This window comes from Bartonella sp. AD24XZML, assembly GCF_042196485.1.
In the GTDB taxonomy this organism is placed as follows: domain Bacteria; phylum Pseudomonadota; class Alphaproteobacteria; order Rhizobiales; family Rhizobiaceae; genus Bartonella.
In genome coordinates this window covers 1-20,833 of sequence record NZ_JBHIQH010000034.1, presented here as the reverse complement: position 1 = coordinate 20,833, position 20,833 = coordinate 1, and the positions used below count along the sequence as shown (strand labels likewise).

Below are 20,833 nucleotides of genomic sequence, written 5' to 3'. Positions count from 1 at the left end.
AAAGAATATGTTTGTTTTTAATGAACTAACGGACAGAATGATTATGACTGTAGTTTACTATTGAACTATGATAGCAAAAATGCTTGGAAATTCCTTTGGTGTTGTTATTAAGCCCATTTTTTATAAATTTCATAGGGGGCTTTGGTGGTGTCTGCATGTTGCAATAAGTTATTGATTGGGAGAAATTGCTATTCATGACACAGAGAACAGTTACATTAATAGCGGGGCCAACGGCAAGTGGGAAGTCAGAATTTGCCTTGCAAATGGCTCAAGAAAAGAATGCTCTCATTGTTAATACTGATTCAATGCAGGTTTATGATGTTTTAAATATTTTAACGGCACGGCCGGGGGAGGCTGATACCGCGATTGTTCCCCATTATCTTTATGGTCATGTGAGTCCTACTTTGAATTATTCAGTAGGGCAATGGTTGTGTGATGTCGAGAAGCTATTGGCTACTTTTTCTTTAAGATCAGTTATTTTTGTTGGTGGGACAGGACTTTATTTTCGTGCTCTTTTAGAGGGGATTTCGGAAATCCCTCATGTTCCAAATGTTGTGCGGCAGAAGTGGCGTTTGCTGCTTGATAAAGAGGGACCTGAAAGTCTTTATCGCCAATTGTTGCAGATTGATGCTGTTGTTGCTGAAAAAATTTCTTCGCACGATAGACAGCGTATTGTCCGTGCTTTGGAAGTTTATGATGCAACCGGTAAGACGCTCAGTTGGTGGCAGAAACAAAAAACAACACCTATTATTGCGCCGAATTTGACCGAAAAAATTCTTCTCATGCCACCACGTCCTCTGCTTTATGAACGTATTCATAAACGCTTGGATTCTATGATTGAAAGAGGAGCTTTAGAAGAAGTGGTGGCTATGAAAAAACTTAAACTTTCCCCTTCTTTACCAGCAATGAAGGCTATTGGTATACCTGAGTTTATGGCTTATTTGGATGGATATAGAAGCTTTGAGAATGCTCTTGAAGCGGTAAAAATACAAACGAGGAGATATGCAAAAAGACAAATGACATGGTTTCGTAATCAATTTGATGAAGAATGGGTGCTTACTTTTTGATAAAAGAGTTAGAGCTTTGCAAAGAAACTTATCGAAAGATAAAAGATAATTCGTGAAAAAGAAATTTTTTAGAAAATATAATTTTTTATTGACGAATGGTATCAATGGAATTAGAAATCTTTCTACAAGGAATTTTTTATATATTTTATACGTTGGAATAATGGGGGGTAATCATACAGTATGTGTTGTGTAATGGGCTCCTTTGGGGGCTTTTTTTATGGGCTCCGTTAGGGGCTTTTTTATTGTCCTATAAAGTAGGTGAGTGGGAAAAATGAGAAATGATCCAAGAAAGCAAGAGAGTGCAGATGGAAAAATAATGTCGGGCGCTGAAATAGTGGTTCAAGCTCTTATAGATCAAGGCGTTGAACATATTTTTGGTTATCCTGGTGGGGCTGTTTTGCCTATTTTTGATGTTCTTTATCACCAAGATACACTCCAGCATATTTTGGTGCGCCATGAACAAGCCGCAGGGCATGCGGCTGAAGGCTATGCACGCAGCACAGGGAAGGTAGGGGTTATGCTTGTGACTTCTGGTCCAGGGGCAACGAATGCTGTTACACCTTTGCAAGATGCTCTTATGGATTCGATACCTCTTATTTGTTTTTCTGGGCAAGTGTCAACAACGGTGATTGGAACAAATGCTTTTCAAGAGGCTGATACAGTTGGAATTACAAAGCCTTGTACGAAGCGTAATTGGCTGGTTAAAAATGTCAATGATCTTGCGGCTATTATTCATGAAGCTTTTTTTCTTGCTCAATCAGGTCGTCCTGGGCCGGTTTTGATTGATATTCCTAAGGATGTTCAATTTGCTTCAGGATTTTATAGAGCACCTCAAGTTCAGGAGTCTTTACATTCTTTTCCATCGATGAAAGGGAATACTAAGGCTATTGAATCTGCCGTTTCTCTTTTAGTTGAGGCAAAACGCCCTATTATTTATTCTGGTGGTGGTGTTATTTCATCGGGGATGAAAGCTATACAGCTTTTACGTAATTTGGTTCAATTGGGGGATTTTCCGATTACTTCAACATTAATGGGACTTGGTGCTTATCCTGCTTCCGGTAAAAATTGGCTTGGAATGCTTGGAATGCATGGAACCTATGAGGCTAATATGGCCATGCATGATTGTGATGTCATGTTAGCTGTTGGAGCACGATTTGATGATCGTATCACGGGGCGCCTTGATGCATTTGCACCTCATGCGCGTATTATTCATATTGATATTGACCCTTCTTCTATCAATAAAATTGTAAAAGCAAAAGTTCCAATTATTGGTGATGTGGCTTGTGTTTTAGGAGATATGACGCAACTCTTAAAGATACAGCAACCAGCGTTTAACAGTGAAGTCCGTGAGGCGTGGTGGACGCAAATTAACCGTTGGAAAGCTCGTAATTCATTGGCATATGCGGAGAAAAAAGATGTCATTATGCCGCAATATGCTCTTGAACGGCTGTATGCTCTTACCAAAGATGCGAACGCTTATATCACAACGGATGTCGGGCAGCATCAGATGTGGGCAGCGCAGTATTATCATTTTGATGAACCAAAACATTGGATGACTTCTGGTGGTCTTGGAACGATGGGGTATGGTTTACCTGCTGCTATAGGTGTTCAAATAGCGCATCCTGATGCGCTTGTTGTGTGTATTTCTGGTGATGCCTCCATTCAGATGAATATTCAAGAGCTTGCAACAGCTATTCAGCATGACACACCGGTGAAAATTTTCATTTTAAATAATCAGTATATGGGAATGGTCCGCCAGTGGCAGCAATTGCTGCATGGTAATCGTCTTTCTCATTCTTATACGGAATCTATGCCTGACTTTGTGAAATTGGCACAAGCTTATGGAGCCGTGGGAATTCATTGTTCAAAACCCGATGAACTTGATGATAAAATTCAGCAGATGATTGATTGTGATAAGCCTGTTCTTTTTGATTGTCGTGTTTATCATTTAGAAAACTGTTTTCCTATGATCCCATCGGGATGTGCTCATAATGAGATGTTATTACCCGATGAGGCAAGCGAAGAAGCTATTGCAAATGCTATTTCTTCTGAGGGAAAGATTCTTGTATAAAATGAATATATTAATAAAATAGTGAAGGATGGTGATGATGAAGTCTTTGGAGTCTTCATCTCTTTCTCTTCTTTGTGGAGAGTTTCTATTATCCTTAGAGCTCATTTTATGATTTTCATTCTGTGTTTAAAGACATGGGGTGTATTATTATTTGTTCATCTAAAAAATGTTATAAGTCGTGTGCCCAATTATGTTTGAATTTATTTGTACGCGATGTTTGTTTTTTTAATTCATATGTTCACATTAATAGCTATTTCGTTGCATTTTTTAGATAATACATTGAATTATCTGTTATAAATTAATTATGTTGTCTCATATATGAAAGATTCCATCGTGCAAGAAAAAATCCACTGTGCTTGAAGGGTGCAACCATGCAAACCGTCATACTTGTGAAAACAATAGAAAAGTTTGTCACTATGTTTTGGTTTCGCATTATGAAATTACTTCAAATCGCTCTTTCAAGGGCTTGATAGGAGAATCCCCCTAGCGGACTGAAGGAAGGGCAGAAATAATAAAGATCAAATACAGCCATGGAAAATCAATTGGCCACCATAGCTTATAATCAGGTAGTAACCTCACCTGATTATGTGGGAGAAATTTATACATATGAGATGTATCGTCAATATATATATAAACCAGAATAATACTCAACATCATATCATTATCAGGACATTAACATTGAAAATCAAATACTCTTTCTTTTATTTGTTCTATATATCTAGATTCCATAAATCTGCAGACACAAACACTCTTTGAATCCATCGCATTGGATTTTTATAACTATCAAATGATCCAAAAAATTTATCTCTAGAGTGTAGGGACATTCTATTATCAATGTATAATAATCTTCCTGGTTGTACATCAATTCCAAAAGATATAGCCTTAATAGCTTCATAAAAATGATCTAAAGCTTCCTTGGCTTTTTTTGACTGTGGCTCTAACATGTCTGGATAAAAAACAGCACTGATATCTGGGAATTCACCGTCCCCTTGAACGAGGGGTACTTTACTTGTAGAGGTTACCCCATTTTTTCTCCATCTATAGGGAACATTAATTATATATAAATTATCCCTTAAGCTCCTCAAATCCTCCTCATTTAAAAGTTTTAAAGCGAGACGTGCATCAGATATTCTCGTTAACGGGCCATCAACATCATTGCGAACACCAGATAAAAGGATCCCTTTAGGAGATAAATTTAAACCTCTTATAAATTTTAGTGCAGCATTTTCTATATGAAAATCTAACTCAACTTCAGATCCTAATCCTGTATAATCTTTTTTATTATCCTCTAAAGGAACTAGGTTGTTTACTATATGTTCGCCTTCAAATTTAATTGAATAAGGCTCTCCGATTAATAAAGAAAACATCATAATTAAATTTTCGCTAATATAGCCACTTTTACAAGACGCATCTAAATTATAAGGATTAGGTGACGTATTAATTTGTCTATCAATTGGAAGGTTTTCAAAGATTAAATATGCTCTAGGGGTAATAGACATCTTTTGATTCATAAGAATTGTCAATATTCTAGGGGTAGCAGCGAAAATGCTATTTTTTTTAGCTTAACCGAATATTCAATACCACCGTATGGATCATAAATAACATGGTCCAAAGCCTCCCAAAGTTTGTCTCTTTCGCCATTGCTCAACTCAAAAGTATTTTCATTTATTACTATAATTTCCTCCCCAATTATATTTCCCTACTTTTTTATTAAGAAAAGTGAAAAAACAATAATTAAAATCAGCCATGTTAGTACATAAGTGTCTGTAAAATCTTGGATTAATCCAAATAATGGTGGAGCAGTAATAATTGCGATTTGATTTACAGACATTGCTAAACCCAGAGAAAATCCAACGCTTTCTTTCGGCGAAGAGTCTACAATATAAGCAACCCAAGGGCCATACCATCCTAATCCAAAAAAAACTAACCAAGCAGATAAAATAGTTAAATAAATTATGGATCCACTCATGCCTAAAATTAATATTAAAAATCCAAAAACGACTGCAATCATGCAAAACAAGACAGGAAAAAATCGTCCTTTTCTACAATGATCACTCCACGCTGCTAAAATAATTCTTCCTAAGGCACCAGAAGCCTGTGAAACAAAAAACAAATAAGCACTTTTATTTAAGGACAGCTGATAGATTCTATAAAAATAAATCGTTATAAAAATGGTTAAAACATATTGAACGATCACAAGTGAAACGCCTGAAAAAATAATATTCTTCATATGCGGTGCAGTTAACATCGCAAGACGAGACTTTACATTTGCATAGAACGAAACTTTTGCCTTGCTTTTTGGAACGATAGCGACAACTTTTGCTGGTGCGTGATAAAAAATAATAAAGATACATCCCCTAAAAAAGAAACGATGGCACCGACCAAAAACGCACCTTGTATGCCATAGACAAGCGCACTCGCAGGAAGAACCATCCCAGCTAATGCCCCACCTAATGGTAGCCCCGCTTGCCTTATTCCCATTGCAAATCCGCGTTGCGATTGTGGAAACCATGCAGAAACAGATTTAGCGCCACCAGGTTGAGCAGAACTATAAAGTCCCCCTACAATGAGCAAACAAACCAAAAGGGAAATATAGTTTTCTGCAATTGCTCCCAATAAAAGAGCGATAGAAACGCCGAGTGCGCCAACGCCAACAATATAGCGCTCGTTAAACTTGTCTAGTAATTCACCAGCTACAAGTAATCCAATAATAGGTAGGAACTGCGCTGCTGAAGACAGCAAACCTATTTGAGAGTCACTAAGCGAGAAATCCTTCTTAAAAAATTCAGCTAAAGGACCAATCCCTTGAACAAAGAAGCAGGCTGATGCTTGAGCGATAGTGGCAACAAGCAATACAATCCAATCTATAATAATTTTTTTCTATAAATTTATTATTGCTCACTCAGCCCCCCTCCAATTAAATTGTATTCCAATAAAGTAGCCTTTTTTAATAATGCTTGCAACAATAAATTAGGTATTTTATGCTGATTACATAAAAATCTGTCAATACGATTGGTCTTAATGTGAAAGCTAAGGAATATGCTTAATTTAAGGAAATAAGCTATTATGTGTCGTGCAAATTTGATACGCTAGCGATATAAGATAAATTTTACAAACATTGGCTCAGCCAGCATTAAGTGCTCTTTATAAAAGAAGCTATATTTTGGCAAGCTTTTTCAAAATAATTCTCAAAGCTTTCTTCAGTCACATAGCCCAGATGCGGTGTGCAAAGAACTCTATCTGATTGCAATAATTTGCTCTCATATACTGGCTCGCTGTCATAAACATCCAGTGCAAAGTAAGTTGAATTTTCCAAACTGAGTATTTTTTCTATCGCTCCTTTTTCAACCAAAGCTGAACGTGCTGTGTTGACAAAAATAGCATGAGGTTTCATGCTCAATAGATCATCTAATTGAATGATTTCTCTGGTTTTATCACTTAAACGTAAATGGATGGATATAATGTCAGGACGTGTAAAAAATTCATCTTTTGAATGCGTAAAATGATAACCTAAATTTCTTGCTTCTTGCGTTGAATGCTCGCTCCCATAAACCAAAATGGACATGCCAAAAGCTTGAGCATATTGAGCAACCATTTTACCAATACGCCCAAATCCGAATATTCCAAGAGTAGCCCCTTTCATTTGGTTGCCAAATGTTGTTTGCCATCGTCCTTTTTTCATATCAGATACAGATTTATAGAGTTTTCTACGCGCAGACATAATTAAGAGCCACGCAAATTCAGCAGCAGAAGTTGGATCTCCACCACCGTCTAATATTTCAATTTCTAAGTCTCTACAAGCTTCTATATCAATATGTGAACCTATAGGGACTGTTTGGCAGATTAATTTTAAATTTGGCAGTTTCAGGAGAAGATTTCTATCAACTATAGTCCGCTCTCTGATTAAGATAAGAATATCGATCTCTTTGAGCTTATCTTCTAAATCACATTCTTTAGCTAAATTATTTATAACCAGCACTTCATGTGATGTCATTAATTTTGTAATAGACTGTAATGTTAGAGTGGCTTTTTGATAGTCATCTGGAATTAATATTTTCAATTTAAACCTTCCGTTTCATTCATCAATATTTGAGCTCATTATTTCATTTCTAAAACAACCAAAAAGCAATCTCATCGCTGATATTTTGACATAACGCCAAGCCTATTAACAAATTATACCCCTTGATTTATTGTTATTTCTAGCAACGGTAACAAATAATAATTAAATCAAAAAGTTATATTTGTAGTAAGGGATTAGGTGCTTATTGATTCTATTATGTTTTTTTGTCTCTATCCCTAACTTTTTTGGAGCTTTTGTATCGATTCAAGAGCGAGTTTTTTGCGATCTGCGCTCTTGGTATAAAGAGATGCCATACTGTCATTTGTCCAGCCAAAGAGTGCTTTCAATTGCGATACCGTTGCACCCGAATTTGCTGCGCGTGTTGCTGCTAATTTTCTTAAGCCATGCGCTGATTTTTTGATACCTGCTTGGGTACAAGCATTATAAAATGTAATTCCGAAGCTTTTTTTGGGTATTTTTTTCCCGCGTTTACCACAAATGAATGTTTCTTCTCCAATAGGACCAACTTCAAGCGTTTTGGCTAATTCTGGCAAAATTGGGAGAAAGACATCTGTTTTAAATTGGCTCTTTTCTGTTTTGATGTGAATGATATTATCTTTGACGTCTTTCCAGCCAATGCGGACCGCATCACCACGACGCAGACCCGTGTAAAGAAGAACATCAATCCAAACACGTTCATGGGTACCATGTGACCAGCGTTGGTAATATTTTTCAACATCTTCTTCTGTCCAAACGGGAAAGCCCTCTTTATTTTTAAGAGGAGGTCTTGTGATACCTAAAGTAGGGTTGCTTTCCAAAAGTCCTTGTTCAATCGCCCATTTAAAAAGCCCATTTAGGGATTGTAGAAAGTCTCTAGCCATTGCTGGTGTTTCTTTGCGCCGTTCAACACCGGCTATGATATGTTTCTTTTCTATTGCTTGGTATGAAATGTGTCCTATAGTATCGCACACTTTCATAAGAGTGTATTCTCTTTGTCTCTTTGTGGCTTTAGCGAGGTTATGCCAATTGGAGCTATTAAGATACTGTTTAAGGAGCCATGCAAATGAACCTTCGACTAGCTTACTGGTTTTGGATTTAGGGAGTATAAGCCCTTGTAATTCGGCAAGTGCGCTTTTGTAGTTGTCAACAAACTCTTGCGTTCCATAAGTCCCGCGTATTCTAATACGTTTCCCATGACCAATACGCACATACCATATAATTTTACCGTGGCGTGTAATTTCTTTGACGAGATGAGGGGGGCGTGGTTTTGGCATGGTAAATTACATGTTGTAAAGTAAAACTTCATCACTTTCATTTTTTGACAAAGACAATAGCTTGTCAGGATTTACTGCTGAGTTTGGTAATGGGATATCTGCTTTAAGATAGATAAGCAGTTCACCGGTAGGTTTGATTTCTATGAGTTCGCATTTTTGCTTTTTTGCTTCTCGTAAAGCACGAGCAATGGCTGGTTGTGTTATGGTAGCAGGGCGCGGCGCCATGTCATTTCTCCTTACATTGAGACGTAATTCACCCGTTTCGTGAATCACGCATTACTTGAAAGTGTTAGGAAGGGTGGGGGTGCTAGGAGGCATTTGTGAAGAGAAGCACCTCCATATGTAAAAAATCTGTAAGTTTATTTTTTAGATGTGCTTAATTTCATATTTCCAATCAGGCAATTGAGTAAGAGCTAATGCGAGCTGTCCTCTATGACACATGCATACATTGGCTTCAAAACAGGTGATTGCAACGCGCTTTTTGTTTAAAAATATTTGATATAATTGTTTATTGCACAAGAATTATTCTTGAGAGTTGTATTTCGATAATTTTTAAAAAGGCGGTCATAATCTTTTTGTGTTTTCAAATTTCTTCGTTTTTCAGAGGCAATTCCAAGTTCAGGCATATGCATATATTCAATATCAATGTTGCTTACAGCTTGCTCTAATTGTCTTTTTGAAAATCCGTGTTTTCTACTTATTGGATTTTTACGAACATCACATAAAGTTTTGATATTGTTTTCTATGAGACAACTAAGATAATTCTCAAGGGACCTACCTTCATAGCCAAGGGTAAAAAAACAAAATTCCTCATCTTTAGCAGGCTGTATGATAATATGTTCGATGTTACACACGTTTAATTTCCTTATGTGAAAGGGCGGGGGTGATTGTAGATATGCGTTAAACAACACCCCCATAAGGGTTAAGCAGCTTTTGTAGAGAGTTGTTTTATCTCACGTTCTATTTCTTCTAAAAAGGCTTGAACAGCTTGATTGATTTGTTCAATTTGTTTGTCATCACGGTAGATGCGTTTGATTTTCATACGCAAGTGAGATGATGCCCCCGTAAACCGTGGGTCATAGCTTATAAAGTCACACCATTGACGTTCTGTACACGCCATTTGGAATTGCATTTGCGCGTGATATTCTGGTTTGATCTCGTTATCTATACAAAAGCGCATATGGTTTGCGGATCTCGGGCATTTGATTTCGATTAATCCATCACTCCCAATAAGCCCATCAGGGCTTGCCCCCGCCATTTTGATTGTGGGGTGTTGGATAAAGCCGCATTTTCTTATATCGGCATCATAAATGAATGCATATTCTTTGAGTGCATCTTCTTCATGTTCAATGCCCCAACGCATATCTTCAGTTTCATAATGGGGGCTGGTTTCCCCAGTTAAACGTTCTGTTATGAGTTTGATTTTGTAATCTTCATATTTGCTTGTAGGCAATCCTTTGGCTGTTTTACTCAGGACGTTGTAAATGTTTGAAGCGGTAACTTTGCCTAGCCTTGCTTGAAACCATTGTGCTGTTCTTTGTTCCATCTCACACCGCCGTTTCTTGTTGAGTTGGCGCATATTCAATATCTTGGACGTGAATATATTCGGCATCTTGTATAGGGGCGTTTATTTGTTCTTGTGGAGGGAGGTATTCGAGAGCTTTTTCTCTTTGGATATTTTGCTTTTTTTCTAAAAGTCCTAAAACCTCTTGTGCTTTTTCAAAAGACAGATCTGTTAGTTTTTCTACGTTCGCGTAAGAGAGAAGATTATTTTCATTGGTTCCAGTCTCTTTAATTAACTCTTTGATTTGTTCCAGCATGCCATGAGAAACAAGTTGTCCTTGTGTGGTATTATTAATACGAGCCGCTTCATCTTCTTCATAAATACCGGAAAAACCGAAAGCATAGCGAGCACATTGTATAGTTGCTTTATGACGTAACATGCGTGCTGGATATTTTTCCCATGGGTCACTTTTTTCTTGTTTGCATTCGTTTAAATATTCGGTGACTTCGATAGGGTCTTTAATGCCTTTGAGACGAATAGCACATTTAATGGCAATTAAATTTCCATCTTTATCGAGTTGATCTTGAAAAGTCATGCCATCAAATTTAGGATTAGATTTAATGATCTTAATCCAGCCATCAATAGAGACAACAGGGATCATGCCGCCGAATTTTTTAGGGATTATATAGATCTCTTTTGTTAGAGGATTGAGACCATGTTTATTGGCAATAAAAAGAAAAATAGCAAATTCTTCATCAGTGATGTTTTGGGCGTTTTTATTGCCAATACAAATTTTCATGATAGCCTTTTGAAACTCATGATCAGAAAATCCGTATTTTTTTGCCATAGTGGCTAATTGTGAATTTGTCATGTTTGTTTCCTTTTAATGCGTGCTTTGTCGTTTAATTTCTTGAGACAGCAGCCCCATGCCTTTTGTTGTGATTTTTGCGGAAGGAATGACTTTTTCAGTTCCCTTTTCGGTTTGAATAGTGTTGGTTGAGCAATCCATAAGACCTTTTTGGATTTTGTCTTGATAAGGCAATAAGTGAGCGCCGAAAGTGCGTCGATAAACCCATCTTTTTTTCTGTAAGAAGAGAATGAACTGTTTTGGTTGCATTTCGAGAATTTTAGCTGCTTCAGTCAGACCGAAGAGCCCATCAGAGCGTTGCAAGCTTTCCAAAGCCATTGCTTTTGGTTTTAGATATTCAATGAGAGTATCTTGTTGATCTATTTGACTTTGTAGGTAATTCAAAAAGCCAATCATAGCTTTTGGACTGGAATAGTCGATTTGTTGTGGTGTTACTGCCTGCTTTGCACGCCGTTCACATTCGATAAAGTATAAACGAGCCTCTCTACCTTTCTTATTGTTCTCAATCATAGAAAGCTCTTTCGCTACATTTAAGGTGAGAGCATAATCTTTAGAGGGACGACCACCTTGGAGGTTTTCCCCAAAATTGGTGAAAACTATATAATCCTTATTTTCTAATAAGTTATATTTGTTGATGCGGTTTTTAATCCAAGTAGAGAAATCTTTACCTACCTCCAAAAAGGCATGCAATTCACGTGCGTTTACTGTTTGAACGTCTTCTCCGTTAATCGTGTTATTTGTAATAGCGATAGGATTATTCATAAGTTTACTCCGTCCGATATTTAATAAGAGGAAAGAGGAGGGCGCTTTTAGAAACGCCCTCTGTAGTGTGTATAGTGTGGGTAGTTTGGAATGACATCCGAAAGAGTTAACCGGTGCTGCTGTTCATAAGTCCCGTAAGTTTCATCTTCATATCGCTGCTGTTCGATTTCTTCTAAAAAAAAACCGTATGCGTTACTGTCTTTAACAAAGTCGTGAGGTATGTTTCCATTGAAACACTGTTCTTCACATTCTTTCAGATAGAATTCGGCAATATCTTCAGAGATATTTTCGCAACGATTAGTCGTTGGTTCTACGCGCAAAATTTGGAGAGCATTATCGGCTTGGTCGATAAATTTGATAATGTCCTTTTCTTCTAAGAAAGGACCAGATTTAGCGAGATTTTGTTCTTCATTTTCGCAGATGACTAAGAGAATTTCATCAGAATTGATAAACACTGGTTTTTTCACAAATGCCTCCATTATCAAAATATTTAAATACATTTTGAAAAAAACGCCTTGACATAGGTTTTTTTTTTCGGGGTATGGTGATTGTATATTTCATATTTAATGAACGAGGTCAACTAAAAAATTCATAAAATATGAAATTTTGTAAAGGAAAAAGTTAATTTTGGATAATACAATGTTAGAAAAACTTTGGAATTATGGAGATAAAAAAGTGAGGGCATCTATTATTCTTTGTCTAAAGAACAAGAATTTTGAAGAATCGTTAAAACAGCTTTCTGAACTTCAGGTTTTGCTTGATAGTAAAGACGAATAAATTGTTCAGATTCTTTTATTAAAAAAGGCGGGATTTCACCAAAAAAATCAATAATTTTTATTAGTTCATCAGCTCTTATTGATCTAGGTTTTATTGGTTTCTTTTTTTCTGATTTTTCTGAGTTATTTAGCATATTGCTTAAAGTAGATTGCAATATCCCTAAATGTTTAGCGAGCATTTTTTTGCTGCCATGCCCATTTTTAGCTAATTGCTCATTAAGCCACGCCTTTAACTGATCTGATTCCATAAAAATAAGGCTCTTTCATGTGATATGAAAAATCAATAAAAAAAAACTGAATTTTTGTCTTGCTAAAATTCATTAAATATGAAATTTTATTATTATGAAAAAAGAACCTGCGTATACCATAATAAAATATTTAGGGGGGGCTGTTAATGTTTCGCGTATTTTACAGAAATGTAAAGGTGCTGTTTATCGTATCACTTATTCTAAAGAGAAGGGTGGTTCTAATGGATTATTTCCTTCAATTTATCAAGCGCAATTATTAACCTACGCACGTGATCATGGGATAGATTTGCGCCCCGAAGATTTTTTTTATCCCGAGCGCTTGCAGAGATTAATGCAAGAGCAACACGCCCCAATGTCGAAAATTTGCAAGAGCCACGTTGTTGAACAGACGGTCGATAGATTGCAGCATTAAGGAGATCAAAATGAGTTTAGGTACCGTGATATTTATAAGTGTGTGTGTAGTGTTTGTAGTCTTGCTTTTTAGTGGAGTGATGTTTCGTTTTGCTTTGTATTATCGAGATCAAGTTAAAAAGCTTAAAGAGCAGGTTAAAGGTCAAGAATTTCGAATTGAGGTTTTAAAAGAAGAACGCAACGTCACTAAGAAGATCATTGATGAGTGTGGTGAGGATATCAAAAAATATGAAAAGGAAATTAAAGCACTGAAGCAGAAGATAGATGAGTATGAAGAAGCGTTCAAACGGAAAAACGAAGTTATAGATGCAATAAAAACAGAATCCCAATCGCGTGATAAGGAAATTGAGAGACTGACCCAAGAGCTTAAGCAGCGTGGTGAATCTGTAAAAGAAAAGCCTCATAAAAATAAGAAGAAAAATAAGTGAGGAGAGAGAGATGAGTACAGCAGCAACAATTCTTTCTATAACTACCAATCTATATTTGCTTTATGAGGTTTATCACTATTTTAAACAGGCAGGAGAGCTTAGGGATGAGATAATTAAACAAAAAAGAATAATATGGGATCTAGAGGATAAACTTAGGAAGAATGAGGGGATAAGAAATAGGTCCAAAAAGAAGCTTTAATTGTTTTTTGAGGATTACTTGAGGAAGTATGTTCCATAATAAAAAGCGGAGTATCTGATTTATTCAATTTTGAGGAACAAATGAAAAATTCTAATTTAATTTCTTGTCCACCGATTATATTATTAAAGGAATTAAGACCATTTTGTAAGGTTTGTTCTGTTTCGAGTTTTATTAGGTCTATATGTTTCGGAGATGTGGGGTTGATAGTTATTTGGCCATTTCCGCTAATAAATGTACCGTTGCTATAAACTATTTTATCAAATTCGAATTGGCATTTTTTCTCTATCCATATGTGATTTATTTTAATCATTCTTTCTGTAGGATTTTTAATGTATAATATGACACTAAATTTATTAGGATCATGTTTGTCTGGAGTAGGACTATGTACATTGAACTGTAGCGGTGGTCCTAAGTCCAGTTCTTCTTTTGTTTTTAGTAAAAAATTGACATGTTTTTCTGATGATGTGGCTTGCTTTTGCAATGATTTATTTTGCTCTTCTAGATGGTTAAACTGTTTTTCTACATTGCATAAATCTTCTCTTCGAGTCTTTTCTGCTTTTTTGAGATCTACGTATCTTAAAAACAACGATAGTATTAGGGAAAAGATACTAATAATTATAGCTATAACATCTTTATCTATTTGCATACTTCTTACACCCTTCTTTCCTTCATTTTCGGAAAAAAACACTTCTATAAAACACGTTATGTGTGGAGCGGCGCGGTGAATAACACGATTCTTTGTTTTGATCTAGGTACGCGGACTGGGTGGGCGATACGTGGAGGGGACGGTAGTATCATAAGTGGTACCGTGAATTTTCAATCGCGCCGTTTTGAAGGCGGTGGAATGCGTTACTTGCGTTTTAAGCAATGGCTATCAGAAATAAAGCAGACAGCAGGTCAAATTGACGCGGTGTATTTTGAAGAGGTGAGGCGTCATAAAGGTACAGATGCCGCGCATGTTTACGGCGGTTTGTTAGCAACGTTAACGGCGTGGTGTGAACATCATCAGATACCGTATGAGGGGATACCGGTAAGTACGATTAAGAAAGCGACGACGGGGAAGGGGAATGCGTCGAAAGAAGAGATGATAGAGGCAATGTGTATTAAAGGGCACAAGCCATGTGATGATAATGAAGCAGATGCTTTAGCAATTTTACATTTAGTTAAAGAAAGGGAGATCTCAAATGATGTCCAATAATAAAGTGGCGTTTGTAAAATTTAGTACAGATCAGTTTTTAAAAGATCTTATGGGCTTAAAAGCGACAGAGAAGGCTGTTTATACAACACTTGTGTTGCTTATGAATGATAGGAAAGCGCCTCTTATAAATAATGCGTCTTATTTATCGAGTTGGTGTGGGTGTTCAATAAGAACGTTTCAAAAGACATTAGAGACTTTAATAAGCACGGATCATATTACGCGTTTAGAGAATGGTCGTTTATGGCATAAGTCACTAGCTTTTGATTATAGCATTAGCAAATTTTCAGAGAGAGCTTCGAAAGCTGCTTTAGCAAGGTGGAGTAAGAAAAGAGAGGAGGCAATACATGTCAACTAAGTTGCCATGGACGAGGCTTTTTGCAGACAAGTGGGCAATAGTTGTTGATTATTTGCCTGCTGTAGAGGGCAATATCTATATGCGATTACGGTTACGTATGTTGCGTACTGGTGAACCTCTTTTTTATAATATTAAAGTTTTATCTCATTACACTGGTTATTCAGTAAAGAAGTTTGAAGCGGCACTGAATGTTTTGCTTGAAGAAGGATATCTCATTCGTTTAGCAGATGGTCGCTTATGGAATTTAGATGTTGAAGAAGAACTCAATAACTCTAATGAGAATTTAGATAAAGCTTCGGAAAAGGCTTCAAAAGCAGCAAAAGCTAGATGGGATAAAAACAAAGATAAAAGTAATGATGATGCACGTGCAATGCATGAGCAATGCACGTGCAATGCATATGCAATGCTAAATGATGCCATTAACATTAACAATAACATTAACAATAACAAAAAAAATAAAACTATTATTTTATCAAAAAGAGAAATTGATTTTGAAAATTTAGAAACAAACGATTTTGTTGAAAAGGCAATCGAGTGTGATGATGTTCAATCAGAACAAATCAAAACGATAGAAACCAAACAACCAATCATTCACGAGCAAAATACCAACACTTCAAACAAAGCTAACAACCGATGGCAAATTAACGAAGCGATGATTGAGAAATTGCCTTCACGAAAAGTTAAAAAGGTTGGTAAACAACTTTCAGAAATCGTTGATAAGATAATGCCTGCTTATTTTCCAGAGAAAGCAAACTTTTTTGAAGAAACAAAGAAAACAAGGGAAAAACAAGAAGTTAAAAGAATACTAGAAGATTTCACCCCCGATTTTCAATATGCAATTGAACAAGGATTAACGCATGATGAAGCCTTATCAGAATTTGAAAAATTTGTACGCTTTTCAAAAACCAATCTATGTCGAAATGCAAATGAACGCGATTGGCAAAGCGCTTGGGATAATTGGATTACGCATCCAAAATATGGATTGGTAATTAAGAAACACGAAAAATCAGAAGTGAAAAAACTATATGAAAGCGCATGTTATAAACCACCGTCAAACAATTTCGCAAATAACCTTTCAGAAAGCTTCAATCAACTTGCAACAGCGATTTACGCTTAAAGACACGTATGGATCAGAATGCATCAGGAGTAGAGAGGCTATTAGTTTATTTGCTACATAATGAAATCGTATTTAAAAGCATTGAATGATAAACAGCAAAGTAGTGAAGTTTGCTGATGATTTTGAGAATAGATATGCGTTTAAATTGACAGAAAGGCACCGTACAGAGCGATTTAAAGATTTTGTGATAAAAATACATTGAAATTAAAAACGCTTCTATACGGTCCATTTTGAGGCAAATAAACCCATTGGTAAAGTTATGGATTTAGATAGGGGATATTAAACCAAATGTTTTTAAAAAAACGTAAACAGAAGGGGGGGAAAAAGTTCGTTGTAACAGCGGTTGGATATGCACCATGGGGATTAGGGGTGGCAGAATATTTTTACAACTTGTATGAATACGAAGATGGATCAAGAGAATACGAGGAATTCGATGGTGGTCAGTATCATGAGATGCCTAACAAAGTTGATTACAGTACCAAGGCGCAAGTGAAAGCTTGGATATATGGGGGTGATTTGCCAAGAAGTGTATTGAGTTGTGAACCTTTGATAGATGAGGTAAATACGAAAATCAAAAAACGTACAGAGAAAGATCAGTTGATTTGTGAGATTAGAGATAATGGTGAGAGATGTTATTCACAGGCTTATGATATAGACAGTGAACTAGAAAAAGCACTTGATATTCAATTAGGTTATTATCAAAATGAAAAAAAGTGAAAAAAATAAAAAATACGTATTGACTTTAATGAAAAGGTCGTTTATTAAGGTTGGCAAGTGATTAAAAACCACGATAACTAGCGGGTAAACCACGAAAAGGTTTCTCCCATTTCTTTAAAATACTGGCTGTCTTTTATGCTTTGAATAGCGTATGATGATTTGTGTCGGGTGTGCTTATACCATACAATACCCTTCGCGAGGGAAAAGTATAAGCAACGGACTAGTTACCGTGTTTTTAGCGCCCGGCGCCCTTATGGGCTGTCAATTAAAAACTCTAAATAACTAGGTGTTAAAATGCATTCTAAAGAAAAAAACGATATCAAAATAACCACTGATTTCTTATGTGATTTGTGGATGGTAGTGTGTAAAGAAGCAAATAGCGAAAATATTGATATTGATACTGAAGATAACTATCACGTTTCTTTAGTGGAACTTATGGCTGCTCTTGAGAAAGTCTTGTTTTTTAAATTACAAAACGAAATTCCAAATTTTACAAAAATCTTAGCAATTATGACAGAATTCGGTCAATCCGAACTAATTGAATCAATAGTGCCGCTTTTGAAAGCTTATAATCCTATTTTTGATAATGTGCATAGTATTAACGAGGCTGCTTAAATAACGCGTCGGCGCGGCGGGGGCGCCTGCTTTTTAAAGTTTATTAAATTTTTAGGCAAAAAAGATGTCACAATACTTAATCGATGTAAATCAAACAAATTTAACAAACGTAAATCAAATCAAAATAGATGATAGCATTCAAACGATGTCTAGTCGTGAAATTGCAGAGTTATGCGGTAAGCAACATGCGCATATTATGCGTGATATTCGGCAAATGTTAGGAGAATTATATCCTGAAGGGGGTCAATCCAAATTTGGATCCACCTATTTAGATAAACAGGGTAAGCCCCAAAACTGTTACAACCTTCCAAAGCGTGAATGCTTAATCCTCGTTTCAGGATACAGCACTACATTGCGTGCAAAAATAATTGACCGGTGGCAGGAATTAGAAAAGAAAACAGATTTAGCAAGTGCTTTAGAAAACCCTCTCTTTGTTAAGAAACTGCTTTTAGAAAGTGTTACACAAATAGAAAACTTAAGAAACGAAGTGAATACACTCAAACCAAAAGCAATAGCTCTTGATGGTTTAAAACGTTCCGATGGCTTGTTTGGTATCATAGATGCTGCAAAAATATTGGAAGTAAGGCCTAAGGATTTATCAGATTACTTACGAAGATATGGTTGGGTTTACAAAAGAGTACCAAACGGCCCATTATTACCATATCAAGATAAAATCCAAAAAGGATTAATGGATTGCACAGCCATTACTATTCAAAAAAATGATGGTACAGAAAAAACCGTACCATCAACTAAAATCACTTCCAAAGGATTAGCTTGCTTAAGAGAGCAAATCTATGGAAATATGCAATAATTAACAAAAAAGCCGTGTCCTTTAAAGACGCGGCTTTTGTTTTCAAAACCTATAAACAGATAAGAAACTCACAAATCACATATTTTGTGTATAAAAGCAAGTGTGGTTTCTCTCAAATTGCATCTTTAAATGTATCATGCTACCATTAATTCGCAACGTCATAATGGCGTTGTATTTTAACCGTTCTTTAGGTTAAAACAATATTCCTCTTTAAAGATATCGCAAAAGCCGTGCCTTAAATGACACGGTTTTTTTTGTGTATTAACGCTTGTAACTTTATACATAATGTACTATATTTTATATACAACTTGAGAAATTGTGAAAGCCTTGTTATGTATTTACGTAACAGGGCTTTCTTTTATACTAGAGGCTAGTTTTTTCTATTCAATTTAAATGCATTAAAGCCGTGCCAATTTCTTGACACGGCTTCTGTTTTGCAATGCATGACTGTTATCTTGTTATTCGAAAGTTACGAACATCTCTTTATTGCACAAAACGTATCAAAATGCAAGCTGTTAAGTAAAATAAAAATGGGATTCACACTGTAGATTCAGTGATTTATAATTATCATTTATCAAATCAATTTAAATCATAATGAATAAAATGAACGCTGTTAATTTACCTTCTTTTCAAACAGAAGAACAATCTTCTTTTCGTCAACTTCCCCATAATATTGAAGCTGAAAAAGCTTTGCTGGGTGCTATCATTATCAATAATAATGCTCTTGATAGCGTTTCTGATTTTTTAAAAGTAGAGCATTTTTTTGAACCGTTGCATCAAAAGCTTTTTGATATCATTTCACAAATTATTCAAAAGGGAAGAATTGCAGATCCCATTACTATTAAGCCCTTTGTTGAAAATGATGCGAAAATTGGTGACATCACGGTATATAATTACGTGGTGCGTTTAGCTAAAGAAGCTGTAACAATCATTAATACTAAAGATTATGGAAGCGTCATTTATGATCTTTTTATCCGCCGCTCTTTAATTAACCTTGGCACTCAAGTTGTGAATAGAGCTTATGATGCTTCTGTAGAACTTACAACATCACAACAAATTGAAACGATTGAAAATCAGTTATTTGAGCTAGCAGAAAAAGGAAAATATGGGGGTGGTTTTGAAAACTTTGATACAGCCATTGCAAAAGCACTTAACATGGCAAGCGCTGCGAAAAAGCGTTCCTCACAGCTCTCAGGGATAGCTACCCATATTAAAACCCTTGATGAGAAAATGGGAGGGTTACAAGCATCTGATTTAATTATCCTTGCGGGGCGCCCTGGTATGGGTAAAACATCGCTTGCTACCAATATTGCTTTTAATATTGCTAATGCTTGTAAGCGTCATGATAACAGCCAAGAAAATGAAGGGGGTATTGTTGGTTTCTTTTCACTTGAGATGTCAACAGAACAGCTTGCAACTCGCATTATTTCTGAACAAATAAAGATTTCTTCTTCTGATATGCGCCGTGGTAATATCTCAGAAGAGCAATTTGCAAAAATTATTCACGCAATGCGTTCCTTACAAACAATCCCTCTTTATATTGATCAAACGGGTGGGTTGTCTATTGCACAATTGTCCGCTCGTGCAAGGCGTCTTAAACGACAACATGGTCTAGATGTCTTGATTATCGATTATATCCAACTCATGACAAGCGGTTCAAAGCGTTCATTAGAAAATCGCGTTCAAGAAATTACAGCCATTACCACCGGATTAAAAGCACTTGCAAAAGAACTCAATATTCCCATCATTGCTCTGTCACAACTTTCACGTCAAGTTGAAAATCGAACCGATAAACGTCCACAATTATCCGATTTACGTGAATCTGGTTCAATCGAGCAAGATGCCGACATTGTTCTGTTTGTTTATCGTGAAGAATACTATCTCAAAAATGAAGAACCCAAAGAAGGCACCTCTGAGTATAGCAAATGGCAAGAGGCAATGGAGCAAGCCAAGGGTAAAGCCGAGGTTATTATAGCAAAACAACGCCATGGTCCGACAGGAATCGTTCCCCTTGCCTTTCAATCCGATTTCACATGCTTTAGTGATTTGAATATAATGTAACACTTTAAATAATTGTTATTAGCTAACTGAAAATATTGTAAAAACACGTAAAACATGTTATGATCTTTACATCATTTAATGGAACTTACAAATATGCTTAATAAAGTGATTTTAATTGGTCATTTAGGTGCAAATCCAGAAAGTAAAACAATGTCATCTGGCGCCGAGGTGGTCAATTTTCGTATAGCAACGTTTGAGAGCTATACAGATAAGGCAACCAATAAGAAAGTAGACAAAACAGAATGGCATTCCGTAGTGGTGTTTAATCCACATCTTGCAAAAATAGCACTC

The 20,833-nt window shown here is 36.2% G+C and carries 25 protein-coding genes; 12 read left to right on the top strand and 13 right to left on the bottom strand.

All coding sequences use genetic code 11. The features are described from left to right. Positions 1-194 precede the first annotated feature (194 nt). Both miaA and ACFIMX_RS02970 read left to right on the top strand, forming a co-directional pair. Positions 195-1,067, top strand: a complete 873-nt coding sequence (gene miaA / locus ACFIMX_RS02975) for a tRNA (adenosine(37)-N6)-dimethylallyltransferase MiaA (protein WP_375640455.1) — start codon at positions 195-197, stop codon at positions 1,065-1,067. A 271-nt stretch (positions 1,068-1,338) separates the two neighbouring features. Next, on the top strand, positions 1,339-3,138 hold the full coding sequence (locus ACFIMX_RS02970; protein ID WP_375640456.1) for an acetolactate synthase 3 large subunit: 1,800 nt from the start codon (positions 1,339-1,341) through the stop codon (positions 3,136-3,138). 710 nt (positions 3,139-3,848) lie between these two features. Here the strand turns inward: ACFIMX_RS02970 and ACFIMX_RS02965 are convergent. The 12 genes from ACFIMX_RS02965 to ACFIMX_RS02910 all read right to left on the bottom strand — a co-directional run bounded on the left by ACFIMX_RS02965 (position 3,849) and on the right by ACFIMX_RS02910 (position 12,630). After that, positions 3,849-4,649, bottom strand: a complete 801-nt coding sequence (locus ACFIMX_RS02965; RefSeq protein ID WP_375694020.1) for a TauD/TfdA family dioxygenase — start codon at positions 4,647-4,649, stop codon at positions 3,849-3,851. Between the two features lie 188 nt (positions 4,650-4,837). Further along, positions 4,838-5,446: an MFS transporter gene (locus tag ACFIMX_RS02960; RefSeq protein ID WP_375694029.1), complete on the bottom strand. Its 609-nt coding sequence runs from the start codon at positions 5,444-5,446 to the stop codon at positions 4,838-4,840. Further along, the gene (locus ACFIMX_RS02955) at positions 5,401-5,991 is read right to left on the bottom strand and encodes an MFS transporter (protein WP_375694019.1); all 591 of its coding nucleotides are present in this window, start codon (positions 5,989-5,991) and stop codon (positions 5,401-5,403) included. Before ACFIMX_RS02955 ends, ACFIMX_RS02960 begins: the two co-directional genes overlap by 46 nt. 280 nt (positions 5,992-6,271) lie before the next feature. Then, positions 6,272-7,198 (bottom strand): D-2-hydroxyacid dehydrogenase family protein, encoded by a 927-nt coding sequence (locus ACFIMX_RS02950; protein ID WP_375618252.1) that lies wholly within the window; start codon positions 7,196-7,198, stop codon positions 6,272-6,274. A 236-nt stretch (positions 7,199-7,434) separates the two neighbouring features. Further along, entirely contained in the window at positions 7,435-8,472 is a 1,038-nt protein-coding gene (locus ACFIMX_RS02945) for a tyrosine-type recombinase/integrase (RefSeq protein ID WP_375694018.1), read from the bottom strand. Between the two features lie 6 nt (positions 8,473-8,478). Next, complete coding sequence (locus ACFIMX_RS02940; RefSeq protein ID WP_375694017.1) at positions 8,479-8,697, bottom strand: hypothetical protein; 219 nt, start codon at positions 8,695-8,697, stop codon at positions 8,479-8,481. A gap of 260 nt (positions 8,698-8,957) precedes the next feature. Then, positions 8,958-9,326 (bottom strand): DUF488 family protein, encoded by a 369-nt coding sequence (locus ACFIMX_RS02935; RefSeq protein ID WP_375694016.1) that lies wholly within the window; start codon positions 9,324-9,326, stop codon positions 8,958-8,960. 68 nt (positions 9,327-9,394) lie between these two features. Then, complete coding sequence (locus ACFIMX_RS02930; RefSeq protein ID WP_375694015.1) at positions 9,395-10,018, bottom strand: lambda exonuclease family protein; 624 nt, start codon at positions 10,016-10,018, stop codon at positions 9,395-9,397. Between the two features lies 1 nt (position 10,019). Continuing rightward, on the bottom strand, positions 10,020-10,847 hold the full coding sequence (locus tag ACFIMX_RS02925; RefSeq protein ID WP_375694014.1) for a recombinase RecT: 828 nt from the start codon (positions 10,845-10,847) through the stop codon (positions 10,020-10,022). A gap of 12 nt (positions 10,848-10,859) precedes the next feature. Further along, entirely contained in the window at positions 10,860-11,606 is a 747-nt protein-coding gene (locus ACFIMX_RS02920; RefSeq protein ID WP_375618635.1) for an antA/AntB antirepressor family protein, read from the bottom strand. Positions 11,607-11,653: 47 nt separating this feature from the next. Next, positions 11,654-12,073, bottom strand: a complete 420-nt coding sequence (locus ACFIMX_RS02915) for a hypothetical protein (RefSeq protein WP_375694013.1) — start codon at positions 12,071-12,073, stop codon at positions 11,654-11,656. A 221-nt stretch (positions 12,074-12,294) separates the two neighbouring features. Then, a complete protein-coding gene (locus ACFIMX_RS02910) occupies positions 12,295-12,630 on the bottom strand; it encodes an XRE family transcriptional regulator (protein ID WP_375616980.1) in 336 nt (111 codons plus the stop codon). Positions 12,631-12,724: 94 nt separating this feature from the next. On the opposite strand from ACFIMX_RS02910, the gene ACFIMX_RS02905 reads away from it, so the two are divergent. Beyond that, positions 12,725-13,042: a hypothetical protein gene (locus ACFIMX_RS02905; RefSeq protein ID WP_375694012.1), complete on the top strand. Its 318-nt coding sequence runs from the start codon at positions 12,725-12,727 to the stop codon at positions 13,040-13,042. Between the two features lie 10 nt (positions 13,043-13,052). Continuing rightward, positions 13,053-13,469, top strand: a complete 417-nt coding sequence (locus ACFIMX_RS02900) for a hypothetical protein (protein ID WP_375694011.1) — start codon at positions 13,053-13,055, stop codon at positions 13,467-13,469. 152 nt (positions 13,470-13,621) lie between these two features. On the opposite strand, the gene ACFIMX_RS02895 is transcribed toward ACFIMX_RS02900, so the two are convergent. After that, positions 13,622-14,314, bottom strand: coding sequence for a hypothetical protein (locus ACFIMX_RS02895; protein WP_273791729.1), 693 nt, complete (start codon positions 14,312-14,314; stop codon positions 13,622-13,624). Between the two features lie 75 nt (positions 14,315-14,389). Between ACFIMX_RS02895 and ACFIMX_RS02890 the strand changes: the two genes are divergently transcribed. The 8 genes from ACFIMX_RS02890 to ssb form a co-directional block, all read left to right on the top strand. Next, entirely contained in the window at positions 14,390-14,866 is a 477-nt protein-coding gene (locus tag ACFIMX_RS02890; RefSeq protein WP_375694010.1) for a crossover junction endodeoxyribonuclease RuvC, read from the top strand. Further along, positions 14,856-15,221: a DUF1376 domain-containing protein gene (locus tag ACFIMX_RS02885; RefSeq protein WP_375694028.1), complete on the top strand. Its 366-nt coding sequence runs from the start codon at positions 14,856-14,858 to the stop codon at positions 15,219-15,221. The genes ACFIMX_RS02890 and ACFIMX_RS02885 overlap by 11 nt, the downstream gene beginning before the upstream one ends. Further along, positions 15,211-16,338 (top strand): hypothetical protein, encoded by a 1,128-nt coding sequence (locus ACFIMX_RS02880; RefSeq protein WP_375694009.1) that lies wholly within the window; start codon positions 15,211-15,213, stop codon positions 16,336-16,338. Before ACFIMX_RS02885 ends, ACFIMX_RS02880 begins: the two co-directional genes overlap by 11 nt. Before the next feature lie 288 nt (positions 16,339-16,626). Then, a complete protein-coding gene (locus ACFIMX_RS02875) occupies positions 16,627-17,055 on the top strand; it encodes a hypothetical protein (protein ID WP_375694008.1) in 429 nt (142 codons plus the stop codon). A 294-nt stretch (positions 17,056-17,349) separates the two neighbouring features. Beyond that, positions 17,350-17,670 carry a hypothetical protein gene (locus ACFIMX_RS02870; protein WP_375640176.1) on the top strand — a complete coding sequence of 107 codons (321 nt, stop codon included), beginning with the start codon at positions 17,350-17,352 and terminating at the stop codon, positions 17,668-17,670. Positions 17,671-17,815: 145 nt separating this feature from the next. Beyond that, positions 17,816-18,481: a Rha family transcriptional regulator gene (locus tag ACFIMX_RS02865; protein WP_375640196.1), complete on the top strand. Its 666-nt coding sequence runs from the start codon at positions 17,816-17,818 to the stop codon at positions 18,479-18,481. Between the two features lie 603 nt (positions 18,482-19,084). After that, entirely contained in the window at positions 19,085-20,542 is a 1,458-nt protein-coding gene (locus ACFIMX_RS02860; protein WP_375694007.1) for a replicative DNA helicase, read from the top strand. Between the two features lie 93 nt (positions 20,543-20,635). After that, positions 20,636-20,833 (top strand): single-stranded DNA-binding protein (gene ssb / locus ACFIMX_RS02855; protein WP_375694006.1); only part of this gene is annotated, 198 nt, incomplete at its 3' end.

Excerpts from the sequence above, each read along its gene's own strand:
- miaA (WP_375640455.1), top strand. The coding sequence starts at position 195 with ATGACACAGAGAACAGTTACATTAATAGCGGGGCCAACGGCAAGTGGG.
- ACFIMX_RS02970 (WP_375640456.1), top strand. The coding sequence starts at position 1,339 with ATGAGAAATGATCCAAGAAAGCAAGAGAGTGCAGATGGAAAAATAATG.
- ACFIMX_RS02965 (WP_375694020.1), bottom strand. The coding sequence starts at position 4,649 with ATGAATCAAAAGATGTCTATTACCCCTAGAGCATATTTAATCTTTGAA.
- ACFIMX_RS02945 (WP_375694018.1), bottom strand. The coding sequence starts at position 8,472 with ATGCCAAAACCACGCCCCCCTCATCTCGTCAAAGAAATTACACGCCAC.
- ACFIMX_RS02940 (WP_375694017.1), bottom strand. The coding sequence starts at position 8,697 with ATGGCGCCGCGCCCTGCTACCATAACACAACCAGCCATTGCTCGTGCT.
- ACFIMX_RS02930 (WP_375694015.1), bottom strand. The coding sequence starts at position 10,018 with ATGGAACAAAGAACAGCACAATGGTTTCAAGCAAGGCTAGGCAAAGTT.
- ACFIMX_RS02925 (WP_375694014.1), bottom strand. The coding sequence starts at position 10,847 with ATGACAAATTCACAATTAGCCACTATGGCAAAAAAATACGGATTTTCT.
- ACFIMX_RS02920 (WP_375618635.1), bottom strand. The coding sequence starts at position 11,606 with ATGAATAATCCTATCGCTATTACAAATAACACGATTAACGGAGAAGAC.
- ACFIMX_RS02910 (WP_375616980.1), bottom strand. The coding sequence starts at position 12,630 with ATGGAATCAGATCAGTTAAAGGCGTGGCTTAATGAGCAATTAGCTAAA.
- ACFIMX_RS02905 (WP_375694012.1), top strand. The coding sequence starts at position 12,725 with ATGAAAAAAGAACCTGCGTATACCATAATAAAATATTTAGGGGGGGCT.
- ACFIMX_RS02900 (WP_375694011.1), top strand. The coding sequence starts at position 13,053 with ATGAGTTTAGGTACCGTGATATTTATAAGTGTGTGTGTAGTGTTTGTA.
- ACFIMX_RS02895 (WP_273791729.1), bottom strand. The coding sequence starts at position 14,314 with ATGCAAATAGATAAAGATGTTATAGCTATAATTATTAGTATCTTTTCC.
- ACFIMX_RS02885 (WP_375694028.1), top strand. The coding sequence starts at position 14,856 with ATGTCCAATAATAAAGTGGCGTTTGTAAAATTTAGTACAGATCAGTTT.
- ACFIMX_RS02880 (WP_375694009.1), top strand. The coding sequence starts at position 15,211 with ATGTCAACTAAGTTGCCATGGACGAGGCTTTTTGCAGACAAGTGGGCA.
- ACFIMX_RS02875 (WP_375694008.1), top strand. The coding sequence starts at position 16,627 with ATGTTTTTAAAAAAACGTAAACAGAAGGGGGGGAAAAAGTTCGTTGTA.
- ACFIMX_RS02870 (WP_375640176.1), top strand. The coding sequence starts at position 17,350 with ATGCATTCTAAAGAAAAAAACGATATCAAAATAACCACTGATTTCTTA.
- ACFIMX_RS02865 (WP_375640196.1), top strand. The coding sequence starts at position 17,816 with ATGTCTAGTCGTGAAATTGCAGAGTTATGCGGTAAGCAACATGCGCAT.
- ACFIMX_RS02860 (WP_375694007.1), top strand. The coding sequence starts at position 19,085 with ATGAACGCTGTTAATTTACCTTCTTTTCAAACAGAAGAACAATCTTCT.